Here is a 20,382-nt window from a genome sequence, read left to right as displayed (position 1 = left end):
CTCTATTGAACACATTTAATTCTTTGAAGCTTGAGCGCTTTAGACAATTAATTTCTGAAAAAATTCCAGAACGATGGTTCATATTACTCAGTGCTGACCTGCTACGTGAGACTGTTGATCAGGTTGGAATGATTCAGCAGAGATAAAATAAATGAAGGAGTCGGGAGCCAATAACCCCCACACCAGCGTTAAAACTGACGTTAAAGCTCATAACCTGAGTTTACATTCAATCGGACTCTGACGAAATATCCCTTACTTCACCCCAAAAGCAGCGATAGTCCTCCGGATTCAGCCCTAATTTACTGAGGTATTCAATGGTTTTAAGCTGAACTTCAGCTGCCGTATAGTCTTTGCAGGATTTAATATCCTCAGGGACAGGCTGCAAAGGAATTTTATCCTTTCTGCACTGATGAATGTATTGAAACCAGGCTTGTAAAAATTGGTTAATCAATTCAATTTCCTGTACCGTTTTCGGGCAACGGAAAAAACGAAACTCCAGCGTAGATAATTTGTTGACTCTGTTAGCACCGGTGATATGCAACAAAGACATAGCCATATACTTTTCCATGATATCGCCATCAATATAACCAAGCCCCTTCTGTATAGTCGTCATATGAACAAGCTGGCTGTAGAAATGGGCAAATTCCTCAAGTTTCTCTTTTTTTTCCCAATCAGTGCTCCCTTTAAGGCTTGGCTTTCCAGTATGATTTTCTTTTATTTTTTTATTGTATCGGTCAATAATTCTATTTAAGCGCTTTACGGCAAATGGTTTTGTGTCCGGATTGTAATCAGCAAATGTTTTGTACCATCTGGCTTCATTCTTTTGCAGTATACGATCATTATTTCCAAACGCCCTCAGCAAAAAAGGATTTCGCTGGATCTCAGACTCTATCGCCAGAAGCACACCGGCATCACCCTGAGTAGCACTCAAGGCATCGACGTGTTTATGCCCGGAGCTATAATCAATCAATCCTTTGTTACGCATTGTATCAATAACTTCAATCACCTTCTCAAAAGATAATTTGGCGCGTTCATCATCAGGATGGTAAGGTGTACAATTTATTTCAAACCACGCCGTCGAGTCATAAAAAGAGACTACGGTAAAACAATCATCAAAACCATAATGCACACCACGTTGGTCGGTGATAGCCTGATTACTCATCCCTTTTTCTATTAGTAGAGATGAGAAAATATTACAAAGCCGACCCCGTGTACGGGAAAAATCATTTTTAACATCATATTCAAGCTCTTCACCTAATTTAAGGTTTGATCTTTTTGACGGCTTCGCTTCAGTGTCAGTCTCAAAAGAGGAGTCACCAAACATGGCATTAACAATGCCATCACAGCGTCTGGAAAAAATAACATCCAGAACATGTCGATTAAAATACTCTCTCATATGACTTCTGTTCTCGCGCAGACCAATGTTTAATTTGTTGGTTCTACAAGGTTCACGCGCACTATCAACCAGTTCTTGCTTGAATTTTACGAAAAAATTAAAGACAACACCGAACTCAGAAAAAAAGCCTCTGCCATCAAGAAGGGTTTGAAAAAATGGATATATCTCCTTCAGTAATTTCTCGAACCTGATTTTATGCCAAAAATTACCAGAGGACACAATCTTTGGAGCAACATCATCCTGTACGTTTTCCTTTTTTTTAAGATAATCAACCAGCATGTTCTCCAAACCATAATCTACTCTAGGCCAATAAGTTTTCGATCCCTCTGCTTCCCATTCGCTAAAAATAGCATTCAGGAAAGACTTTATCTCTTCAATCCGCCCCTGACTCATGGTTTTACCCGCCACGTATTTATCAGGGCTGCGTTCAACAGTAAAACACCGATCATGGACCAGACCTTCCTCACATAAAATAAAATCGATAAAAATCTCTATTAATTCGTTTGTTTGATCAAATTCATAGCTTTCCCTTGCGATTTTTTCGTTTATCAGTGAATGCCTGAGGTTTTCAATGATAGCTCGGAAATGCCCAGCCACTTCCTCAGGGGTATACGTCTCGCTGACTTCGGCTGCATTTATGGACTCACAATCATCAAAAGCAACCCAATGGGACACTTTTCGCTCGGGAATAGTCTGATTGGCAATCTGATGGCTGAATGCTGGTGCTATAGTACCGATTCCTCGCAACTTCTCTACCGGTGCGGAGGATGTATCCTCAACCTGTAGCTTTATTGAAAAACTTTTGAAAACTGACTGTTCTGAATCAAAACTTTCATCAGTCTTTTCAGCAAGGCCATTTTTATGAAACCTGTAACTATCTGTTTTCGTTGTATTTATATTCATAAATCCCTCTAATGAACACATTTAATTCTTTAAAGCTCTAGTGCTTTAGACTATAAATTTGTAAAAAAATTCCAGAACGATGATTCATATTACTCAGTGCTGGCCTGCTGCATGAGGCTGATGATCGGGATGGAATGATTCAGAAGAAGTGAAGTAAATCAGGAGGTTGGGGGCCAATCACCCCAGCGCCAGCATTAAAAACTAAGACTATAGTTCATAACCTGAGTTTTACATTCAGTCGGTCGCTGACGGAATATCTCTTACTTCGCCCCAAAAACAGCGATAATACTCCGGATTCAGCCCTAATTTAGTGAGGTAATCAATGGTTTTAGCTTGAACTTCCGCTGCCGTATAATCTATGCAGGATCGGATATTTTCAGGAACAGGCTGCAAAGGGGTCTTATCCTTTCTGCACTGATGAAGGTATTGAAACCAGACTTGCAAAAATTGGTTAATCGACTTGATTTCCTGTACCGTTTTCGGACAACGAAAAAAACGAAATTCCAGCGTTGATAATTTTTTGACTCCTCTTGCTCCGGTAATGTGCAGTAAAGACATAGCCATAAACTTTTCGCTGGCATCGTCATCAATATAACCTAACCCCTTTTGTATAGTCGTCATATGAACAAACTGGCTATAAAAAGTTGCAAATTGCTCAAGCCTCTCTTTTTTTTCCGAATCAGTGCTCTCCTTATGGCTTGCCTTTACAGTATCGTTTTCTTCTATTTTTTTATTGTATCGGTCAATCATCTTATTTAACCGCTTTAAGGCAAATGGTTTTATGTCTGGATCGTAATCAGAAAATGTTTTATACCATTTAGCTTCATCGTTCTGCAGGATACGATCATTATTTCCAAATGCCCTCAGCAAAAAAGGGTTTCGCTGGACCTCAGACTCCATCGCCAGAAGTACACCGGTATCACCCTGGGTAGCACTCAAGGCATCGACGTGTTTATGCCCGGAACTATAATCAATCAACCCGTCGATGAGCATTGAATCAGTCACTTCAATCACCTTCTCAAAAGATAATTCTGCGAGTTGATCATCAGAATGGTAAGGCGTGCAGTTTATTTCAAACCATCTCATTGAGTCGTAAAAAGGGTATACGGCAAAGCTATTATCAAAACCATAACCATAAGATGCATCAGGTCCGCAAGCATTAGCATCGTGATAAATCATACCTTTTTTTTGGAGTCGACATGTAAAAGTAGCAACAGGCCGACACTTTGAGCCAGAAGGTTGATTTTTTATATCATATTCAAGCTCTTCACCGAATTTAAGATTTAATCTGCTTGCCGGTCTCACTTCATTGTCAGTCCCAAAAGCGCAGTTATCAAACATGGCATTGACTATACCATCGCAGCGCCTGGAAAAAATAACATCCATAACATCTTGATTAAAATGCTCTCTTATATCATTACCATTGAGGCGTAGAGCAATGGTTATAACATTATTGGTTTGACACGGTTTACACGCACTATCAATGATTTCCTGTCTGAATTTTTTGACAAAATCAAAGATCACAACCAGCTCAGAAAAAAAGCCATTTCCAGCAAGAAGGGTTTGAAAAAATGGAAATATAGCTTTCAGCAATTTCCCGTAAGTAAATTCAATGAGGTAAAAGTCATTTTTACAGTCAGTCTTTGGGATAACATCATCCGATACGCTTTCTTTTTTGTTAAGATAATCAACCACCATATCCCCAAAACTATAATACATTCGAAGTTCATAAAATTCTGATTCCTCTGCTGCCCGTTCGCTAAAAATAGCATCCAGGAAAGACTGTATTTCTTCAGCCCTCCCTTGGCTTATGGTTTTACCTGCCAAGTATTTATCGGGACTGCTTTCAATGGTAAAACAGCGATCATGAACCAGGCCTTCCTGGCATAAAATAAAGTCAATAAAAATTGCTGTTATTTCTTCTCTTTGATCAACTTCATAATATCCCGTTGCGATTTTCTCGTATCGCAGCTTATGTATGAGGTTTTCAATGGTATTTCGAAAACGTTCAGCCACTTCCTCTGCGGTAAACGTCTTGCTCACTCTGCTTCTTGCTTCGTCTAAGGCCTTAAAACCATCAGTAGTAACCCAATGGGAAACTTTTCTATCGGAAGAAGTCCGACTAGTCTCTCGATCACAAAAATGTGGCTGATTACAAGCAAGTACGCGCATCTGCTTTATCAATGCAGAAGATTTATCTTGAACCCATCGCTTTCTTGAAAAGCTCTTGACTTCTCTCTGCTCTGAATCATAACTCTCATCAACATTTTTTTTAGCAAAACTGCTTGCATAAAGTCCATATGCATCTGTTCTGTTAGAATTTATATTCATTGATCACTCCATTGACCGTATTTAATTTTCTTAGCTATGCGTTCTAGACTATTAGTTTCCAAAAAAATTCCACAACCCTGCCAATAATGACAGATTTCGTGTTTGATAACGGTCTTCGGGGATTAACAGCCAAACCTGAATACACTCCGGAATTGGCCGTTGAAAGAGGATCATACTCCTGAAAAAAGACTGGCAGAACACTAGAATCAAGCCAGTCATTTACTGTTCAGGTTATGCCATTTGCGGCCTGGGCTTCAGGTAAAACAGGATATAGCGAATAACAACATAAGCCACAATGGCAGTAGCCACCCAGAGTTCCATGAGCCCCAACTGAAAAAAGAGATCAGCAAAGACACCATTTACCCTGCCTTCCAGCTTAAGCAGCGCTGTGGCACCAATCACCATTGGGAAGGTGAAGGCTGCATAGCCCGGTGAAAATGGCAATCTCAGCAGCTTGATAAAAGCCATATACACCATTGCCGTCATAAAAATAGCCAGTGGCGTCAGAATACTGATCATAATCAGGCTGGGGTTATCAGTGATGGTCAGGTATCCCGCCAGAGACAGACTGGCAGGTGCCCCCATAATGGCAAAAGTAGGCAGCGCCGCATCAGGAATAGCGTTCTTGAAGATCAGGCGATAGAACATGAAGGGCAGCTTTACGAAATAGCAGAACATTCCAAAGATAAACAGCAGCCTGACCAGCGACTCAAAACCCATACCCGTACTGGTGACCGCAGCCACTATGATACCAACGGGTGGTACAAACCAACTGGGCACCATATGCTCAATATCAAAGTCCCGAATCCTGTGAGTCACAAAACCTGCCAGTAATATCAGATGTGTCAGCACGGCTGCCACCCAAAGCAAGCGTGCCGCAAATTCGGAAACGGGCATGAGTGCAGAGGCGATCACCATAGTCGCCATGGCGCAGGTTGGCATAACACTGCTGATGACGGGATGTGAAAGATCTTCACGAATCAAATGCGGGTGCAAAATAAACTTCAGCATCACCTTGAAGACCAGAATAGCGGCGATAACCGCAGCGGTCAGCTTCAGCCCCTGGGACTGGTCGGGCATGACCAGAGACCAGGCAGCACCGAGGCTGGCAATGCCTAGAGCCAAGCCTCCAAGAGGAGTGGGTACACGGCTTAGTCTTGTTACCAGACCAGCCGTGCGGCCTGGATTTGCAGTCTTATTCATCTTGCTTATTACCGAGAGTGTCTGTCATCGCACATGGCTGTTTGAGCAGCTTTTAAAAGGCATGTGAATAAAATAACCTGTTTGGTGAATAAGAAAATTCAAACTTTTAAATAATTAAGATCAGTAAGTCTTATACTTAAGAAGGCCATATACTTCCGATAAAAACAGCCTGCGTCAGAAAAATGATTAGGTTAGAGTGCAGAAGATCATGTTTCCCTCTTCGCAGTGCAAGCAGATACAAAAACTCTTTGAAGTCAGATTGAGCGGCATTTCATTGCACTTTTCATAGTAGAATGCACGACTCAATTTTCAAACCCAGACTCCTTGATATGTCGCCAGATAGCAATAATGAAGCCTTCAGCCTGCAAATACTCCAATGGTTTGATGGTCATGGCCGCAAGAACCTGCCATGGCAGAAAAACATCAACCCCTACCGGGTCTGGATCAGCGAAGTCATGCTGCAACAAACCCAGGTCGCTACCGTTATTCCGTACTTTGAAAACTTTATGGCGCGATTTCCCGAGGTTGCAGACCTGGCTTCAGCGGAGATCGATGACGTACTCCATTTGTGGAGTGGGCTGGGGTATTACAGCAGAGCCAGAAACCTGCATAAGGCGGCCAAAATGGTCATGGACACTTTTGCCGGTGAGTTTCCACGTTCTGTTGCTGAATTAACTCAGTTACCAGGGATTGGTTTATCCACTGCCGGAGCGATAGCGTCTATCAGTATGGGTATTCGTGCTCCGATTTTGGACGGCAATGTCAAAAGGGTTCTGGCCCGTTATCAGGCCATTCCTGGCTGGTCCGGACAGTCCGCTGTCGCAAAACAACTCTGGAGTATTGCTGAAGAGTATACTCCACATCATCGCAATGCTGATTACACTCAGGCGATGATGGATCTGGGCGCTATGATTTGTACCCGAACCAAACCTTCCTGTCTGATTTGCCCGTTAGAGCAAAATTGTCTGGCCCATAAAGCCGGGGAAGAAACCCGCTACCCAGAGCCCAAACCTAAAAAAGACAAGCCGGAACGATCGGTAAGAATGTTAATGGTAATTAACGAGTTTGGAGAGGTTCTGTTGGAAAAAAGACCCCCTACGGGTATTTGGGGAGGACTTTGGGGGTTTCCGGAAATCCAGATCGAGGAGGTGCTGTCTGAAGCTGCTCAAAAAATGACCGGATTGAGTCTGCAAGATTTTGAAGAGTGGCCGTCATTTCGACACACATTCAGCCATTATCACCTGGATATCACCCCCATCAAATCTTTTACTGATAAAGCCTCTGCAGTAGCGGATGGCGATCGATGGCACTGGTTTCAACCTGATCAGCCGTCCGAGCTGGGGCTGGCTGCTCCGGTCAGCAAGCTGTTAAGTAAAATCAGGATGAGCCTGTAAAGGCGATAAGCAATATGAAATTACCGGGTTAGAGTTGAAAAAAATTTCGAGTTAAACTACGCAACCCCAATGAAACAATGCCAAGTCCAACATGATCCGTAGATTTAAAGAATACGTCACAGGGTGTTTATCTGTCTCCCTTTTGATCATCAACACCCTTTTTCTCAGCCTGCCGCTGCTCTGTTTTTCTCTCTTAAAACTCGTCGTCCCTCTAAAAAGCTTTCGTCGCCTTATGGGACGCATAGCCCACTCTGTGGCGGAGCTGTGGATCAGCATCAACTCTCTCTGGATCAGAGCGCTATCAGGAACCCGTCTGAATATCAGCGGCCTGAAAGATCTGAACCCCAATGGCTATTATCTGGTCACTGCCAACCATCAAAGCTGGGCTGATATTTTGCTGATGCAACATCTGCTCAACAAAAAAATCCCCTTGATGAAGTTTTTTCTCAAACAGGAGCTGATCTTCGTTCCGGTCATAGGTCTCTGTTGGTGGGCTCTCGACTTCCCGTTTATGAAGCGTTACAGCAAAGCCTATCTTGAAAAGCACCCGGAAAAGCGTGGTAAAGATCTGGAAAATACCCTTAAAGCCTGCGAAAAATTCAAAACCATGCCGGTATCCATCGTCAATTACCTTGAAGGCACCCGTTTTAGCAAAGCAAAGCACCAAAAGCAGTCATCACCTTTCAAACATTTACTGAACCCCCGTGCTGGCGGTATCAGCTACGTGATCGGAGCACTGGGTGAGCAGGTGAGAACCCTTTTGAATATCACCATTGTTTATCATCAAAAAGACCAGCTGGGCTTCTGGGACTTCCTGTGTGGTCGAATTAAAAGCGTCAGTATCCATTTTGAACAACAAACGATCCCGGAATCATTCATAGGTCGAAGCTACCAGCAGGATGCTGAATTTCGAAATGACTTTCAGGCATGGGTCAATCAGCTCTGGGTAGAGAAAGATCAGCTCATGATGGAAATGAGTCAGCGTCAGGAAGGTGGTGTTAAATGACAATCATTGAACCTGGTAAAAAAAACTAAAACAAAGTCGTATAATCCAGCCTTCCCCCTGACTCCGAAGCCAAAAAATTCTTTTTGGCTTCGACTCTACGCTTGCTTTCAATAAAGAGATGATTTGATGGAATTCGAAGAAAATAGACCGAAGAGAAGCGAAAAAATTTGCTAGTTTTGAAGCTTCAAGATCAATTATCTTTTTTTTCTACAGATTCAATATGTGACGAAAGGAACTTTCCAAGTCTATTTTCCAGAACGTATGAATTTATGTAAGCAACAGTTTCTGACTCATCCTCTGATTCAGAATCATCCTTTGTCAAAAGTGACTGATATACAGTTCTCAATAACGAAACCATTTGCACTCTTATTTTTGAATCACACTCGTTATATTGGATTTCAGTAAATAAACTACAGTAGCCATCTATAAAATTAGTAACGAAGTCTGGAAAAGCACTCATCCAATCAGATAAAGCAGGGTCATCAAGTAGCAACACCGACCCCGGTAAAACTTGAAGAATCACTGTGTTAATATCAGTAGTTATCTGCTGTGGTGATTTTACTGATTTGTATAAACCATCTGTATCTACAAAGAACACAGAATTATCAGATTTGACGATTATATTTGAGCTATGCAAATACCCATGTACTAAGCGGGATTTCAATAAAATAAAATTGTTTTCAACATATTTATTGATTATCCCTGAGCTATGCAGAGTACCGAGAGTCATTCCAATTTTTCTATACAATATATTTAGTTTTTTTTGATTTAAACGATTTGAATACATTTTTTCTTTTATTGTACTTAATGTTTTTCCTTCAATATAAGGAAAGACAGAGTAATAAAAGGGTATTGAATCACTTAAAAGGGAAACTTCTCTCACTGGTTTTACTAACATTGAGCAAAATTCAGATATGCAGTTTGTAGATAAGTAGTCATTGATAAGTGTATTTTCTTGATAATTGCTATTTCGTGACTCTTTTATAAAAAATCTATCCGACGGGCATATTAAAGAATAGAAAGCGTCTTTAGTGACAGAGCCTTTATCAAAATTAAGGCTTTCCAACTGACATGCTTCATAATTCTCAATACCGAGAGAATTTGAAATATCAAATACGCAGTCCTGAATACTTCTGGAGTTACAGGATACCCTTTCATATGCCTTAGCAGTTGAAGACAATGACATAAGCTCAACCAAGAGGCAGGTCATTAAAATTTTTATTGTGGTTTTCATGTTAATACAAAAAATTTGATTAATAATGTTTAGACTGTTTTTTTTGAAGAAAGTTCAAACTTTATATGCCGACCGCCATCTAACAAATGCTTCCCGCTCTTTCTGGTGTCTCGTCTCTGGAGCCGACGTTTTTTATATAAGCATTCCTGAACAGCTCTCCCCTACAAGGCGATTTCCTAGTAAAATACTAGAGTATTTGTAGCAATGCCGTCGAAGGGAGTGGTGGCATTTCCGTCCTCTGATGTATGGAAAATCCTGAATGAGAACAAGCCTGGATCAGCTCAACTTTAACAACCGCTTTGGCCAGCTGCCTGACGTGTTCTACACCCGTCTTCAGGCCACGCCTCTGGATAATCCAAAGTTAGTAGCCGTCAGTCAGCGAGCCGCTGATCTGTTAGATCTTGAGCTGAGTGACACCTGCAAAGAACAGTTGACCCAGGTGGCTGGAGGCTTAAAAACTCTGAAAGGTTCCGATCCTCTGGCAATGATCTACTCCGGACATCAGTTTGGCAGCTACAATCCACAGCTGGGTGACGGACGAGGCTTGCTTCTCGGGGAAGTGACCAACAAACAGGGTGAAAGCTGGGATCTCCACTTGAAAGGGGCAGGTATGACGCCCTATTCCCGATTTGGAGATGGTCGGGCCGTTCTACGTTCCTGCATTCGAGAATACCTGGCCTCTGAGGCTCTGTTTCACCTGGGCATCCCGACCACCCGCGCCCTTTGTGTGGTGACCAGCGACACTCCGGTTTACCGTGAAACTGAGGAACGCGGATCTACCCTGCTGCGAATGGCAAAAACTCATATCCGTTTCGGTCACTTTGAGTATTTCTACTACAGCAAACAATACGATGCCCTTGAAACTCTGGCCGAATTTACCATTGAGAACTACTTTCCCGAGTGTTCCGATAAAAACGACAAATACAGTTTATTTTTCAAAACGGTGGTAGAAAAAACCATTGAAATGATTGCCCTTTGGCAGGCTAACGGTTTTGCGCACGGGGTGATGAACACCGACAACATGAGTATCCTCGGCGAAACTTTTGATTACGGACCTTTCGGCTTTCAGGATGATTTCAACTGGCACTTCATCTGTAACCACTCTGATCACTCCGGTCGCTACGCCTTCAGCCAGCAACCTGATATCGGTTACTGGAACTGTGGCCGACTGGCACAGGCCCTGGTGCCTCTGCTCGACGATGTATCCGCTCTGCAAAAAATACTGGACACCTATCCTGCACTTTACTCTGACAGATACCTGTCATTGATGAGTGAAAAGCTGGGACTCCTGGAAGAAGACCCCAAAGACTCAGATCTGATCAAGGATCTTCTGCAGTTGCTCCATGAACAACATGTGGACTACACCCTGTTTTTCCGAACCTTGTCTGATTACCATGTGGGTCAGGGAGTATCCGCATTCGTTGCTTTATGCAGCGAATCTGAGCCGCTCGGACAATGGCTGCAACGCTATGATGAAAGAGTTTCTCAAAACTCCGAGCCAGAGCAGCTGCGCCACCAACGTATGAAGCAAATTAACCCCAAATACATTCTGCGAAACTATCTCGCCCAGGCTGCTATCGAGAAGGCAGAACAAGGGGATTACGGCGAGATTGAACAACTGATGACAGTGTTGCAGTCCCCCTATGATGAGCACCCTGATCTGGAACATTATGCTCAAAAGCCCCCTGAGTGGGGTAAAAAGCTGGAAGTCAGCTGCTCGTCCTGACGGATAGTTTGCTATACCATTCCAACCTGTTACTGATTAAGAAAATGAGGATACCCATGGCTCGTACCGTACATTGTGTAAAACTCAAAAAAGAAGCCGAAGGTCTTGCTGTACCACCTCTGCCCGGACCCAAAGGCCAGTGGGTTTATGAGAACGTTTCCCAGACAGCCTGGAGCGAATGGCAAGCCCACCAGACTCGCCTGATTAACGAGAAACACCTCAACTTGCTGGACCCTGAAACCCGCAAATACCTGACCGAACAGATGGATAAGTTTTTCGCCGGTGAAGATTATGATACCGCCGATGGTTTTGTGCCTGAGCAGAAGTAAACTGATTAGGAGCCTCTACCATGAACATCAAAGACATTTCCATCTCTAACAACAAAAAGAAGCAGATCCTCTCTGCTATCAGCGACCACTCCGTCCTCTTTCAGGAAGAAAATGGCGACATTGTTGTAGATACCCGGGCCTATCAGACTTACAAGGAAGAAAAAGGGCAGGCACCGATTGAAGAAATAGCGGAACTGGAATCTCTGGAAGAATTGGCAGACTATGTCGTTTTTCAATGACAAAGCAAGCTCTGTCTGCTGCGTTACATCTCTAATCTATTGATCCAACCCAATTTTTTTGTTCAAAAGACGGAAAATCGTTGTAGCCGACTTGACTCAGAGGGGTGAAATCCGTTTAATACGCCTCGCACATGATTGCATGAAACGCCTGGGTAGCTCAGTTGGTAGAGCAGCGGATTGAAAATCCGCGTGTCGGTGGTTCGATTCCGCCCCTAGGCACCATCGATCTTCACGATGGTGCTATTAAGTCGAAAAGCAGTCTGGCCTGGGTAGCTCAGTTGGTAGAGCAGCGGATTGAAAATCCGCGTGTCGGTGGTTCGATTCCGCCCCTAGGCACCATATATAAAAGGGTTACGAGTAATTGTAACCCTTTTTTTGTGCGCCGAAAAAATTTACAGATTAATAGTGTACCTCTGAAGCGCTACTCAGACCGCCCTGGCACACCAGATGACCTTGCCCACAACTGGATTCTCTTCCACCTTTTTCAGATCCATATTCCAACGGGGATATTCAGGGTTATCACTGGTTATTTTCAGTTCATGCTGCACCTGTTTTACCCGCTTGGCCATCAAACCATCTTCGGTTTGAATAAGGTAGACAGCTTCACTATGGACTGATCTCCGGGACAGATCCACCAACACCTGATCTCCGTCCTGAAAGGTGGGCAGCATACTGTCACCGCTGATGGTGACAAATGCCAGACTTTCACCGGAAACGCCCAATTGTCGGCTCAGAAAGGTTTTATTGAAAGCAAAATAATCGCTGACTTCTTCACCCTGAACAGCTGAACCCATTCCTGCACTGGCCTGTACATCAAACATAGGAGCGAAGACAATTTCTTTACTTTCTTTAGTATCAGATATTTGTCCACTGTCGTTTTGATTGCCAGTCAGCAACCAGTTCAGGTCGACCCGAAACTCATCATAGAGACTTTCCAGATAGGCCATGGAAGGGCGGCTTGTACCCCGACAGATTTTATAGATGTGAGAGGCGGATTTGCCTGTCATTTCGGCAAACTGCTTTTTGTTTCCCTTTGCCAGACGATCAACTATCAACTGGAATCGACGCGCGAAAGCGTTTGCCATACTCTGTTTTGTCCTGGAATAAGAATAAAAGGGCAATTATACAACAGCAGATCTGATTAAACGTACACAGTTGACATCCTCCCCGCCCTGAAGAGGGTGTCGTAAAAGGGTATGGTCAGCAGGATATATCAAGATCGTCGTTCCCGCCTTCGCGGAGATGACGGTTTGAAGCTTGAAGCGTTTTAATTGACCTTTCGCGACACCCTCAATCGGGCGGGGATATAAGACGGGAACGCAGAGCGTTCCGGTTGAGTATTTGTTCGTGGTTGGTTATATTTTCCATCGGTCTGTCTCTATGCAGAGACTCACGGTGACGAAAACCAAGCACTGTTAACAAAAAATTAAGGCAGAGAAAACTGCCCAACCGCCCTTGAAGAACCAGACGAGCCCATACCTGAGTGACCCGTTAAGGCTGCGGCAAATCAAACAAAAGACCAATAAATAACCGAGGGGCACCCGGTTACTGCTGATGGAGGCTTCTGTGTAAGTCCAGTCGCTATAGACTGGCTGTAGCCTGTGAAGTCAGAAGCTTCGCCTGACAAGGCGGGGAGTGTCACCAAAGGACCGATATAATCAGCCAATGACTTTCCAGCTACGCCCTTATCAACAAGACGCTGTTTCCAGAGTGATACAGCACTTTCGCAACAGTGACGACCCTGCCCTTGTGGTACTCCCTACAGGTGCTGGCAAGAGCCTGGTCATCAGTGAGCTGGGACGCATTGCCCGTGGCCGGGTCCTGGTTCTGGCTCATGTCAAAGAGCTGGTTGAACAGAATCATGTCAAATACGAAAGCTATGAGCTGAAAGCTTCCATATTCAGTGCCGGGCTGGGCAGGAAAGAGGCTACTGAGCAGGTTGTGTTTGGCAGTGTTCAGTCTGTCGTTAGAAACCTGGATCAGTTTAATGACGAGGACTTCACGTTGCTGGTCATAGATGAGTGTCATCGGGTTTCTCTGGAGAAAACCTCCAGTTATCACAAGATTATCGAGTACCTTCAAAAGCTCAATCCAAAGCTGAAAATACTGGGATTAACGGCAACGCCCTACCGGCTTGGCATGGGTTGGATTTATCAGCATTACCTGCCCGGAAACCAAAAAGGCACCCTGCGAACGGCAGAAAAGCGATTTTTCAAAAGCTGCATTTATGAACTTCCGTTGTCGTACATGATCAAAAACAACTATCTGACACCGGCAACCTTGATTGATGCTCCTGTTGTTTTTTACGACTTCAGTCTTTTATCAAGGGACCGTTTTGGTCGCTATAGCGAAGCTGATCTGAACACGCTGCTCAAAGGCAAAGGGCGGGCGACACAACAGATCATCAATCAGGTTCTGAAAGCGTCGGAAAACAGAAAAGGTATCATGATCTTCGCTTCTACCGTGGACCATGCCCGGGAAATAATGGGCTATCTGCCAGAATCTGAATCCGCTTTGATCATTGGTGACACGGCTACTCAGGAACGCGATAACCTGATTCAGGCTTTCAAGGCTCAGAAGATCAAATATCTGGTCAACGTCTCGGTCTTAACTACCGGCTTCGACGCCCTCCATGTTGATCTGATCGCTATTCTTCGCCCCACCGAGTCTGTCAGCCTTTATCAACAGATTGTGGGCCGTGGGCTACGTTTGGCAAGAGGCAAGAAAGATTGTCTGGTTATAGATTTTGCCGGCAATCGCTATGATCTGTTCAGCCCTGAAGTAGGTAGTCCAAAGCCAGACTCCCAATCCGTTCCGGTGACAGTTCCCTGCCCTGCCTGTGGCCATGAGAACAGCTTCTGGGGCATTGTCGATGATGACGGTGATCTGATCGAGCACTATGGTCGCCGTTGCCAGGGCGTTGAAACGTTTGAAGGTCAAATCGTTCGATGCGATTTCCGCTATCGTTTCAAGGAGTGTCAAGAATGCGGTGCAGAAAACGACATTGCCGCGAGAAAATGTCATCAATGCAGAAAAACACTGGTTGATCCGGATCAAAAACTGCGAGATGCCCTTAACCTGAAAGACTGTATGGTCCTTCGTTGCTCCGGTATGACGATGGAATCTGACTCCGGAGGAAATCACCCCAGAATCAAAATCACCTACTACGATGAAGACGGAGCTGAAGTCAGCGAGTATTTCCGTCTGGACACCGCTGCACAACAAGGTGCTTTTTATCATCACTTTGGCAAACATGCGCTGATTAATCGTGCTGAGCCCTTTAGGGCAAAGTCAGTCGACTCCGTCATCAGTCAACAAAAGAAATTCCGCAAACCAGACTTCGTGATTGCCAGAAAAGAGAAACACTACTGGTCGGTCGTTGATAAGCTCTTTGATTATGAGGGCCATTACCGAAAGGCTTATGAGGCCGAGTAACCCGCCACCTCATACTCTAGAACTATTATGAAGGTGCCTGAAGCCAGACATTTATGACAGCAATAATCAGACTAAACCTCTCTTTCGACAGATTCTCTTATGTCATATTGAGAGAGTTCATGTCTGATGCGCGTGTTTAATTCATCGCGATTAAGCCGACTAAGTTCTTCGATGTGTTGGATATTCCTGCTTTTGAAATCCATAGATAAGAGTAAGATGAATCGTCTCTTGGCTAACAATGAGTCTTAGGGTAGACATTAAGCTCAAAAAAGCTTCATTTCCAGCGGCAGAACTCACCTTGAACAGCCAAAATAAAGCTTCGCGAAAAGTATCAAGGCTGAACAAGATGAGTATCGCAAATAGTAGACTAGTTCAAAAAAACTGCTGACGTGTTTCGACCGGTCTGAACTTCTCAGTATGGCGGAACAGCTTGGTTTTACTATACGACAGCGAGATATCCGCCCCTTGGACTTTATCCTTTCACTGATTGATGCCCTTGCTGGTGATGGAAACTGCGATACTCAAGCCGATCTCCACCGTAAATTTAATGAGTTGACGGGGCTGAATGTCTCCTATCGTTCCTGGGCAAATCAAGCTAAAAAAGACGCGATGCCTGCTCTTGTCCTCTGGCTATGGGTGCAGTGTCTGGAAGTCTTTACCCGCAAAGTCATGGCGTTTGATGAGGACAGTCCATTTTCAGAGTTCGAGCACATTCTGATTCATGACGGCTCATCGCAGGCTGTCTACAATGCCCTAAAGGAAACATTTCCCGGCAGGTTCTCAACGGTCAGTCCTGCTGCTGTAGAACTTCATACGACAATGGATCTTCTTACCAACAATCTGGTGCGCGTGCAGCTCACTGAAGATACCCGTTCAGAAAGAGACTGTCTGCCACCACTGCCAACCTCCATGGCTAATATCCTGATGCTGATCGATGCCGGTTATTTTGAGTTGGAACGCTTTGCTGCCATTGATGATCGGGAAGGTTCTTTTATCTGCAAGGCACCTCAGAGTATCAACCCGACGATACTCAGCGCAGTACGGGAGGATGGCAAAAATCTGAATCGCTACAAAGGGAAAAAACTTAAGGAAGTGTTGTCTGGCTTCCCTAAAGATCAATGCCTCGACCTGGATGTAGAATGGCCAGGATTCAAAGCCTGGCCATATCATTTGGTTGTCCGCTGGAATGACAGGAAACTGAAATGGGTATTCGTTGTAAGCAACCTTAACCGGGTTGAGTTCACCCTGAATGAAGTACTTCAGGCCTATCGTCTACGATGGCAAATAGAGCTTATCTTCAAAGAGATCAAGTCCTATTCAGGGTGGCATCGTTTTAACACTAAATCAGCGACACTGGTGTTTAGCCTGATTCTGATGTCCTTCGTGGTTGTGACGTTGAAAAGGTATCTTGCCCATGCTGCACAGGCGAACCTCTATGAAAGTGGAGCCATTGAAGAAATCTCGACGCATAAGGCGATGAAAAGTGGAACCCGACTGTTTGGTAATGTCATTTTATCCCTTATGAATGCAGGAAAGTCTCTGCTCTCACATACAAGGAAGCTGCTCAACTTCTGGGCAGATAATGCGAAACGTGAACACCCTGCACGAGATGGTTTTTCAGGGCGTACAAGATTAGGTCTTTGTGCTGTGGGTGGGGCTTAATGTCTACCTTAAGAGCACAGACAGGCAACATTTAATGAAAAAAATTATTGTGCTCTTTTCATTTATATTAATATTTACTTCAGAAGAAATATTGTGTGAATCAAACAGTAGAATTCCTCGATACACTGAGCCGGTTAGAAAAATAAATTCAGGTACGCTTCCATGGATAGCTGGTATTAATAATGGTTGTACTACTGTGCTCATATCTGATAAGCATTTGCTGACTTCAGCTCACTGCATTGGTAAAAAATTAGACATAACTTTTCTTAATGCTAAAAACAAGATTAAAAGAAAAGTTATAAAGTATATATTAAATAGGCTCTTCAGGGATATCTGTGGGTAAAAATGAGTCAATTTGATAGGTAGAAGCACCAGCGGCTGATTTTTGATAGTTTTTTTGTTAGCAGACAAAATAACCACAAGAGACACCGCTGATGCTAATAAAAACTATCCTCAATAAAGTTCATAAACTCAAGTCATTTGTTTATCAGGATGTGAAACTTGGCTTCTACCAAGGCTCTGAAGTATTCAATGTAGCCGTTGTTCCACGAAAGAACAGTCACGCTATCTGCTCAGGATGCCAGAAACCTGCTCCGGGCTACGATCATCTTTCTGAGCGTCGTTTCGAGTTTGTTCCTCTCTGGGGAATCAGAGTTTTCTTGCTCTATAGAATGCGCCGGGTGGAATGTAAGACGTGCGGCGTAAAGGTTGAGCAAGTCCCATGGGCTGAAGGTAAGAAGGAGCTGACCAAAGCCTATATGCAATTTCTGGCAAACTGGGCCAGAAAGCTGTCTTGGAAAGAGGTTGCCAGTACTTTCAATACCTCATGGGAGAAAGTATTTCATGCTGTGGAGTACATGGTTGAGTGGGGCAAAGCGCATCGTTCACTCGACAATATCAAGGCCATTGGCGTTGATGAAGTGGCTTACCAGGTCGGACATAAATACCTGACAGTGGTTTATCAGATTGATCGCAGTTGCACCCGGCTATTATGGGTTGGTCAGGATCGTACTGAAGCCACAATTAGAAACTTTTTCTTCTTTTTTGGCCCTGAGCGTAGTCAACAACTGAGGTATGTCTGCTCTGACATGTGGAAGCCCTATGTAAAGGCGATCGCCGAGTTTGCCAATCAGGCGCTGCATATTCTGGATCGATTTCACATTGTGGCCATGCTGAACAAGGCCATCGATGAGGTCAGGGCATCAGAACACAAACAGCTTCAGGCTGATGGCTATGAGCCTGTTTTGAAAAAGACCCGTTGGTGTCTGCTGAAACGGAAGGAAAACCTGACCGAGAAAGAAGAGATCAAGTTAAATACAGTGCTTCAGTATAATCTCAAAAGTGTCAGGGGCTATCTGCTCAGAGAGGAGTTTCAAGTGTTCTGGGGTTACATATCACCACACTGGGCAGGAAAGTATCTGGACCGGTGGTGTACAAGAGTCATGCGGTCAAAGATAGAGCCGATGAAGAAAGTAGCTAAAACTGTTCGGCGGCACAGGCCACTGATCCTGAATTGGTTCAGGGCAAAAAAAGCATTTTCCAGCGGAATTGTGGAAGGTCTGAACACCAAGATAAAACTCACTACGAGAAAATCGTATGGTTTCAGAACCTATAGATGTGCAGAAATCGCTTTATATCATGCACTGGGCAACCTGCCCGAACCAGAAATGCCCCACAGATTTTGCTGACGAGGCATTAAATAATAATTTTTTTTCTACCTCTGATTGGCCTAAATACGATATAGCAATACTCGAGTTAAACCAGCCTGTGTCAATTCCTCCTGCTGACATCGACTATACCAAATGTCCTGACCTTTATAATATTACTGACCTTATGGTTGCCCGCTGTGTCAGGATAGTTGTCCCGCTCACTGATTAACCAATAAAAGCTAGACAGTGGGCGATGGACGTTGAATATGCCTCGTTTTTCAGAGGAACGTAAATCAGCTGTTTTGAAAAAACTGTTACCACCACACAATCGCTCTGTGCCGGATGTTGCCAGAGAGGAAGGTATCAGCGAACAAACCCTGTATAATTGGCGTAAAAAACTACGGGACAAAGGATTACCTGTGCCAGGGAACGAACAAAAATCAGAACAATGGTCTGCTGAAAGCAAGTTTGCCGTGGTCGTCGAAACCGCTGCTTTGTCAGAAACAGAGTTAAGTGAATACTGCCGTAAAAAAGGGCTTTATCCTCAACAAGTCAAGGAGTGGAAGCACGCTTGTATTTCAGGTGCTGTTCAGGCTTCTCAGCGTGCAGACCAGGAAAGCAAGCAATTAAAACAAGAGCGTAAGCGCAATCAGAGCCTTGAAAAAGAGCTTCGCCGTAAAGACAAGGCGTTGGCAGAAGCTGCAGCCCTGCTGGTGCTATCAAAAAAGCTCGATGCCTTCTACGGGATAGACAGCGAGGACAACTGACACCTGTCGATAAGCGCCGCCAACTGCTGACATGGTTTGATGAGGCTATAGCAAACGGCGCTTCTCGCTGGAAGGCTGCTGAACAATTGGAAATATCCCTGAAAACACTGAATCGCTGGCGCGATGACAATGGTGCAGTGTTAACGGACAAACGCCCGGATGCCTTGCGCCCGGTACCCTCTAACAAACTGACTGAGGAAGAGGAGCAACGTATTCTGACTATCAGTAATGAAGATGAGTATGCGAGCCTGCCACCATCGCAGATCGTGCCAGCCCTTGCAGACAAGGGAGTATACGTTGCTTCTGAATCTAGCTTTTACCGTGTGTTGAAAAAGTATGGTCAGTTGCACCACCGCGGTCGTTCAAGAAAGCGATCGAAAAGCAACAAGCCGACAACCTATGTTGCTACTGGCCCTAACCAGGTCTGGTGTTGGGACATCAGTTACATACCTTCCAGGGTACGCGGCCAGTTCTGGTACCTCTACCTGATACTGGACGTTTACAGTCGTAAGATTGTTGGTTGGGAGATTCATAGCCGTGAGTCTGGTGAGTTAGCCAGTGAACTGATTAACCGGACAATGGTGGCTGAAAAATGCACTAAAACACCGCTTGTACTGCACTCAGACAATGGGGCTCCAATGACGTCGAGTACCTTTAAGGCCAAGCTTGAGGAATTGGGCATTATTCCCTCTCATAGTCGCCCAAGGGTGAGTAATGATAACGCATTTGCAGAATCGATCTTTAAAACGGTGAAGTACTGTCCTCAGTGGCCATCTCAAGGTTTTCTGACGTTAGAACACAGTCGACAGTGGATGCTGAAGTTTGAGCGCTTTTATAACAATGAACACCGCCATAGCTCAATCCGCTTTGTGACACCTGCGCAACGGCATGAGAAAAGAGATCAGGAAATCCTGAATCACCGGAAACAGGTGTATACCAAAGCGCGAGAAGCTAATCCAACGCGCTGGTCAGGAGTTATCAGAAACTGGGAGCCTGTAGGTGCGGTTGCACTGAATCCTGAGCGGTTGTCTGAAGCAAGAATTAACGAGAAAAAGGCAGCCTAAAATTCAGTTTTCGGGACAACTATCTTGAAAAACTCCGGTTGCGG

At 44.3% G+C, this 20,382-nt stretch carries 15 protein-coding genes and 2 tRNA genes; 12 read left to right on the top strand and 5 right to left on the bottom strand.

The window, feature by feature from the left end; translation table 11 throughout:
• Positions 1–226: 226 nt before the first annotated feature.
• The 3 genes from ACOMG9_RS25415 to ACOMG9_RS25405 form a co-directional block, all read right to left on the bottom strand.
• Positions 227–2,299, bottom strand: a complete 2,073-nt coding sequence (locus tag ACOMG9_RS25415) for a hypothetical protein (protein ID WP_494529603.1) — start codon at positions 2,297–2,299, stop codon at positions 227–229.
• A 234-nt stretch (positions 2,300–2,533) separates the two neighbouring features.
• A complete protein-coding gene (locus tag ACOMG9_RS25410) occupies positions 2,534–4,630 on the bottom strand; it encodes a hypothetical protein (RefSeq protein ID WP_448215205.1) in 2,097 nt (698 codons plus the stop codon).
• Positions 4,631–4,861: 231 nt separating this feature from the next.
• The gene (locus tag ACOMG9_RS25405; protein WP_448215204.1) at positions 4,862–5,833 is read right to left on the bottom strand and encodes a TDT family transporter; all 972 of its coding nucleotides are present in this window, start codon (positions 5,831–5,833) and stop codon (positions 4,862–4,864) included.
• 293 nt (positions 5,834–6,126) lie between these two features.
• Between ACOMG9_RS25405 and mutY the strand changes: the two genes are divergently transcribed.
• Positions 6,127–7,227, top strand: a complete 1,101-nt coding sequence (mutY, locus tag ACOMG9_RS25400; RefSeq protein WP_448215203.1) for an A/G-specific adenine glycosylase — start codon at positions 6,127–6,129, stop codon at positions 7,225–7,227.
• Positions 7,228–7,318: 91 nt separating this feature from the next.
• Positions 7,319–8,233 (top strand): 1-acylglycerol-3-phosphate O-acyltransferase, YihG family, encoded by a 915-nt coding sequence (gene yihG / locus ACOMG9_RS25395; RefSeq protein ID WP_494529602.1) that lies wholly within the window; start codon positions 7,319–7,321, stop codon positions 8,231–8,233.
• A 190-nt stretch (positions 8,234–8,423) separates the two neighbouring features.
• On the opposite strand, the gene ACOMG9_RS25390 is transcribed toward yihG, so the two are convergent.
• On the bottom strand, positions 8,424–9,467 hold the full coding sequence (locus tag ACOMG9_RS25390; RefSeq protein ID WP_494529601.1) for a protein kinase family protein: 1,044 nt from the start codon (positions 9,465–9,467) through the stop codon (positions 8,424–8,426).
• 259 nt (positions 9,468–9,726) lie between these two features.
• Here ACOMG9_RS25390 and ACOMG9_RS25385 point away from each other — a divergent pair, with 259 nt between their 5' ends.
• The 5 genes from ACOMG9_RS25385 to ACOMG9_RS25365 all read left to right on the top strand — a co-directional run bounded on the left by ACOMG9_RS25385 (position 9,727) and on the right by ACOMG9_RS25365 (position 12,100).
• Positions 9,727–11,193 (top strand): protein adenylyltransferase SelO, encoded by a 1,467-nt coding sequence (locus ACOMG9_RS25385; protein WP_448215200.1) that lies wholly within the window; start codon positions 9,727–9,729, stop codon positions 11,191–11,193.
• 56 nt (positions 11,194–11,249) lie between these two features.
• Positions 11,250–11,522, top strand: coding sequence for an oxidative damage protection protein (locus ACOMG9_RS25380; RefSeq protein ID WP_422136221.1), 273 nt, complete (start codon positions 11,250–11,252; stop codon positions 11,520–11,522).
• A gap of 20 nt (positions 11,523–11,542) precedes the next feature.
• A complete protein-coding gene (locus tag ACOMG9_RS25375) occupies positions 11,543–11,761 on the top strand; it encodes a hypothetical protein (protein WP_317144291.1) in 219 nt (72 codons plus the stop codon).
• Positions 11,762–11,907: 146 nt separating this feature from the next.
• Positions 11,908–11,983, top strand: a tRNA-Phe gene (locus tag ACOMG9_RS25370).
• A gap of 41 nt (positions 11,984–12,024) precedes the next feature.
• Positions 12,025–12,100: transfer RNA gene (locus tag ACOMG9_RS25365), tRNA-Phe, on the top strand.
• 86 nt (positions 12,101–12,186) lie between these two features.
• On the opposite strand, the gene ACOMG9_RS25360 is transcribed toward ACOMG9_RS25365, so the two are convergent.
• Positions 12,187–12,846, bottom strand: a complete 660-nt coding sequence (locus ACOMG9_RS25360; protein ID WP_448215199.1) for an XRE family transcriptional regulator — start codon at positions 12,844–12,846, stop codon at positions 12,187–12,189.
• Positions 12,847–13,426: 580 nt separating this feature from the next.
• Between ACOMG9_RS25360 and radD the strand changes: the two genes are divergently transcribed.
• The 5 genes from radD to ACOMG9_RS25335 all read left to right on the top strand — a co-directional run bounded on the left by radD (position 13,427) and on the right by ACOMG9_RS25335 (position 20,338).
• The gene (gene radD / locus ACOMG9_RS25355) at positions 13,427–15,196 is read left to right on the top strand and encodes a DNA repair helicase RadD (RefSeq protein ID WP_448218590.1); all 1,770 of its coding nucleotides are present in this window, start codon (positions 13,427–13,429) and stop codon (positions 15,194–15,196) included.
• Positions 15,197–15,577: 381 nt separating this feature from the next.
• Complete coding sequence (locus tag ACOMG9_RS25350) at positions 15,578–16,858, top strand: IS4 family transposase (protein ID WP_494530406.1); 1,281 nt, start codon at positions 15,578–15,580, stop codon at positions 16,856–16,858.
• A gap of 34 nt (positions 16,859–16,892) precedes the next feature.
• Complete coding sequence (locus ACOMG9_RS25345; RefSeq protein WP_494529600.1) at positions 16,893–17,201, top strand: trypsin-like serine protease; 309 nt, start codon at positions 16,893–16,895, stop codon at positions 17,199–17,201.
• Positions 17,202–17,292: 91 nt separating this feature from the next.
• Positions 17,293–18,546 (top strand): ISL3 family transposase, encoded by a 1,254-nt coding sequence (locus tag ACOMG9_RS25340; RefSeq protein WP_448216754.1) that lies wholly within the window; start codon positions 17,293–17,295, stop codon positions 18,544–18,546.
• A gap of 227 nt (positions 18,547–18,773) precedes the next feature.
• A protein-coding gene (locus ACOMG9_RS25335; RefSeq protein WP_448215008.1) for an IS3 family transposase occupies positions 18,774–20,338 on the top strand; the annotation gives its coding sequence in 2 pieces (ribosomal slippage) (positions 18,774–19,227 and positions 19,227–20,338; 1,566 coding nt in all).
• Positions 20,339–20,382 lie beyond the last annotated feature (44 nt).

Source organism: Endozoicomonas sp. PH6C, from assembly GCF_059322965.1.
Note: the sequence above shows the minus strand (reverse complement) of the source record. Positions and strands in the feature narration are given on the sequence as shown.

Coding starts and splice junctions, on each gene's coding strand:
- ACOMG9_RS25415 (WP_494529603.1), bottom strand. CDS start 2,299: ATGAATATAAATACAACGAAAACAGATAGTTACAGGTTTCATAAAAAT.
- ACOMG9_RS25410 (WP_448215205.1), bottom strand. CDS start 4,630: ATGAATATAAATTCTAACAGAACAGATGCATATGGACTTTATGCAAGC.
- ACOMG9_RS25405 (WP_448215204.1), bottom strand. CDS start 5,833: ATGAATAAGACTGCAAATCCAGGCCGCACGGCTGGTCTGGTAACAAGA.
- mutY (WP_448215203.1), top strand. CDS start 6,127: ATGCACGACTCAATTTTCAAACCCAGACTCCTTGATATGTCGCCAGAT.
- yihG (WP_494529602.1), top strand. CDS start 7,319: ATGATCCGTAGATTTAAAGAATACGTCACAGGGTGTTTATCTGTCTCC.
- ACOMG9_RS25390 (WP_494529601.1), bottom strand. CDS start 9,467: ATGAAAACCACAATAAAAATTTTAATGACCTGCCTCTTGGTTGAGCTT.
- ACOMG9_RS25385 (WP_448215200.1), top strand. CDS start 9,727: ATGAGAACAAGCCTGGATCAGCTCAACTTTAACAACCGCTTTGGCCAG.
- ACOMG9_RS25380 (WP_422136221.1), top strand. CDS start 11,250: ATGGCTCGTACCGTACATTGTGTAAAACTCAAAAAAGAAGCCGAAGGT.
- ACOMG9_RS25375 (WP_317144291.1), top strand. CDS start 11,543: ATGAACATCAAAGACATTTCCATCTCTAACAACAAAAAGAAGCAGATC.
- ACOMG9_RS25360 (WP_448215199.1), bottom strand. CDS start 12,846: ATGGCAAACGCTTTCGCGCGTCGATTCCAGTTGATAGTTGATCGTCTG.
- radD (WP_448218590.1), top strand. CDS start 13,427: ATGACTTTCCAGCTACGCCCTTATCAACAAGACGCTGTTTCCAGAGTG.
- ACOMG9_RS25345 (WP_494529600.1), top strand. CDS start 16,893: ATGAAAAAAATTATTGTGCTCTTTTCATTTATATTAATATTTACTTCA.
- ACOMG9_RS25340 (WP_448216754.1), top strand. CDS start 17,293: ATGCTAATAAAAACTATCCTCAATAAAGTTCATAAACTCAAGTCATTT.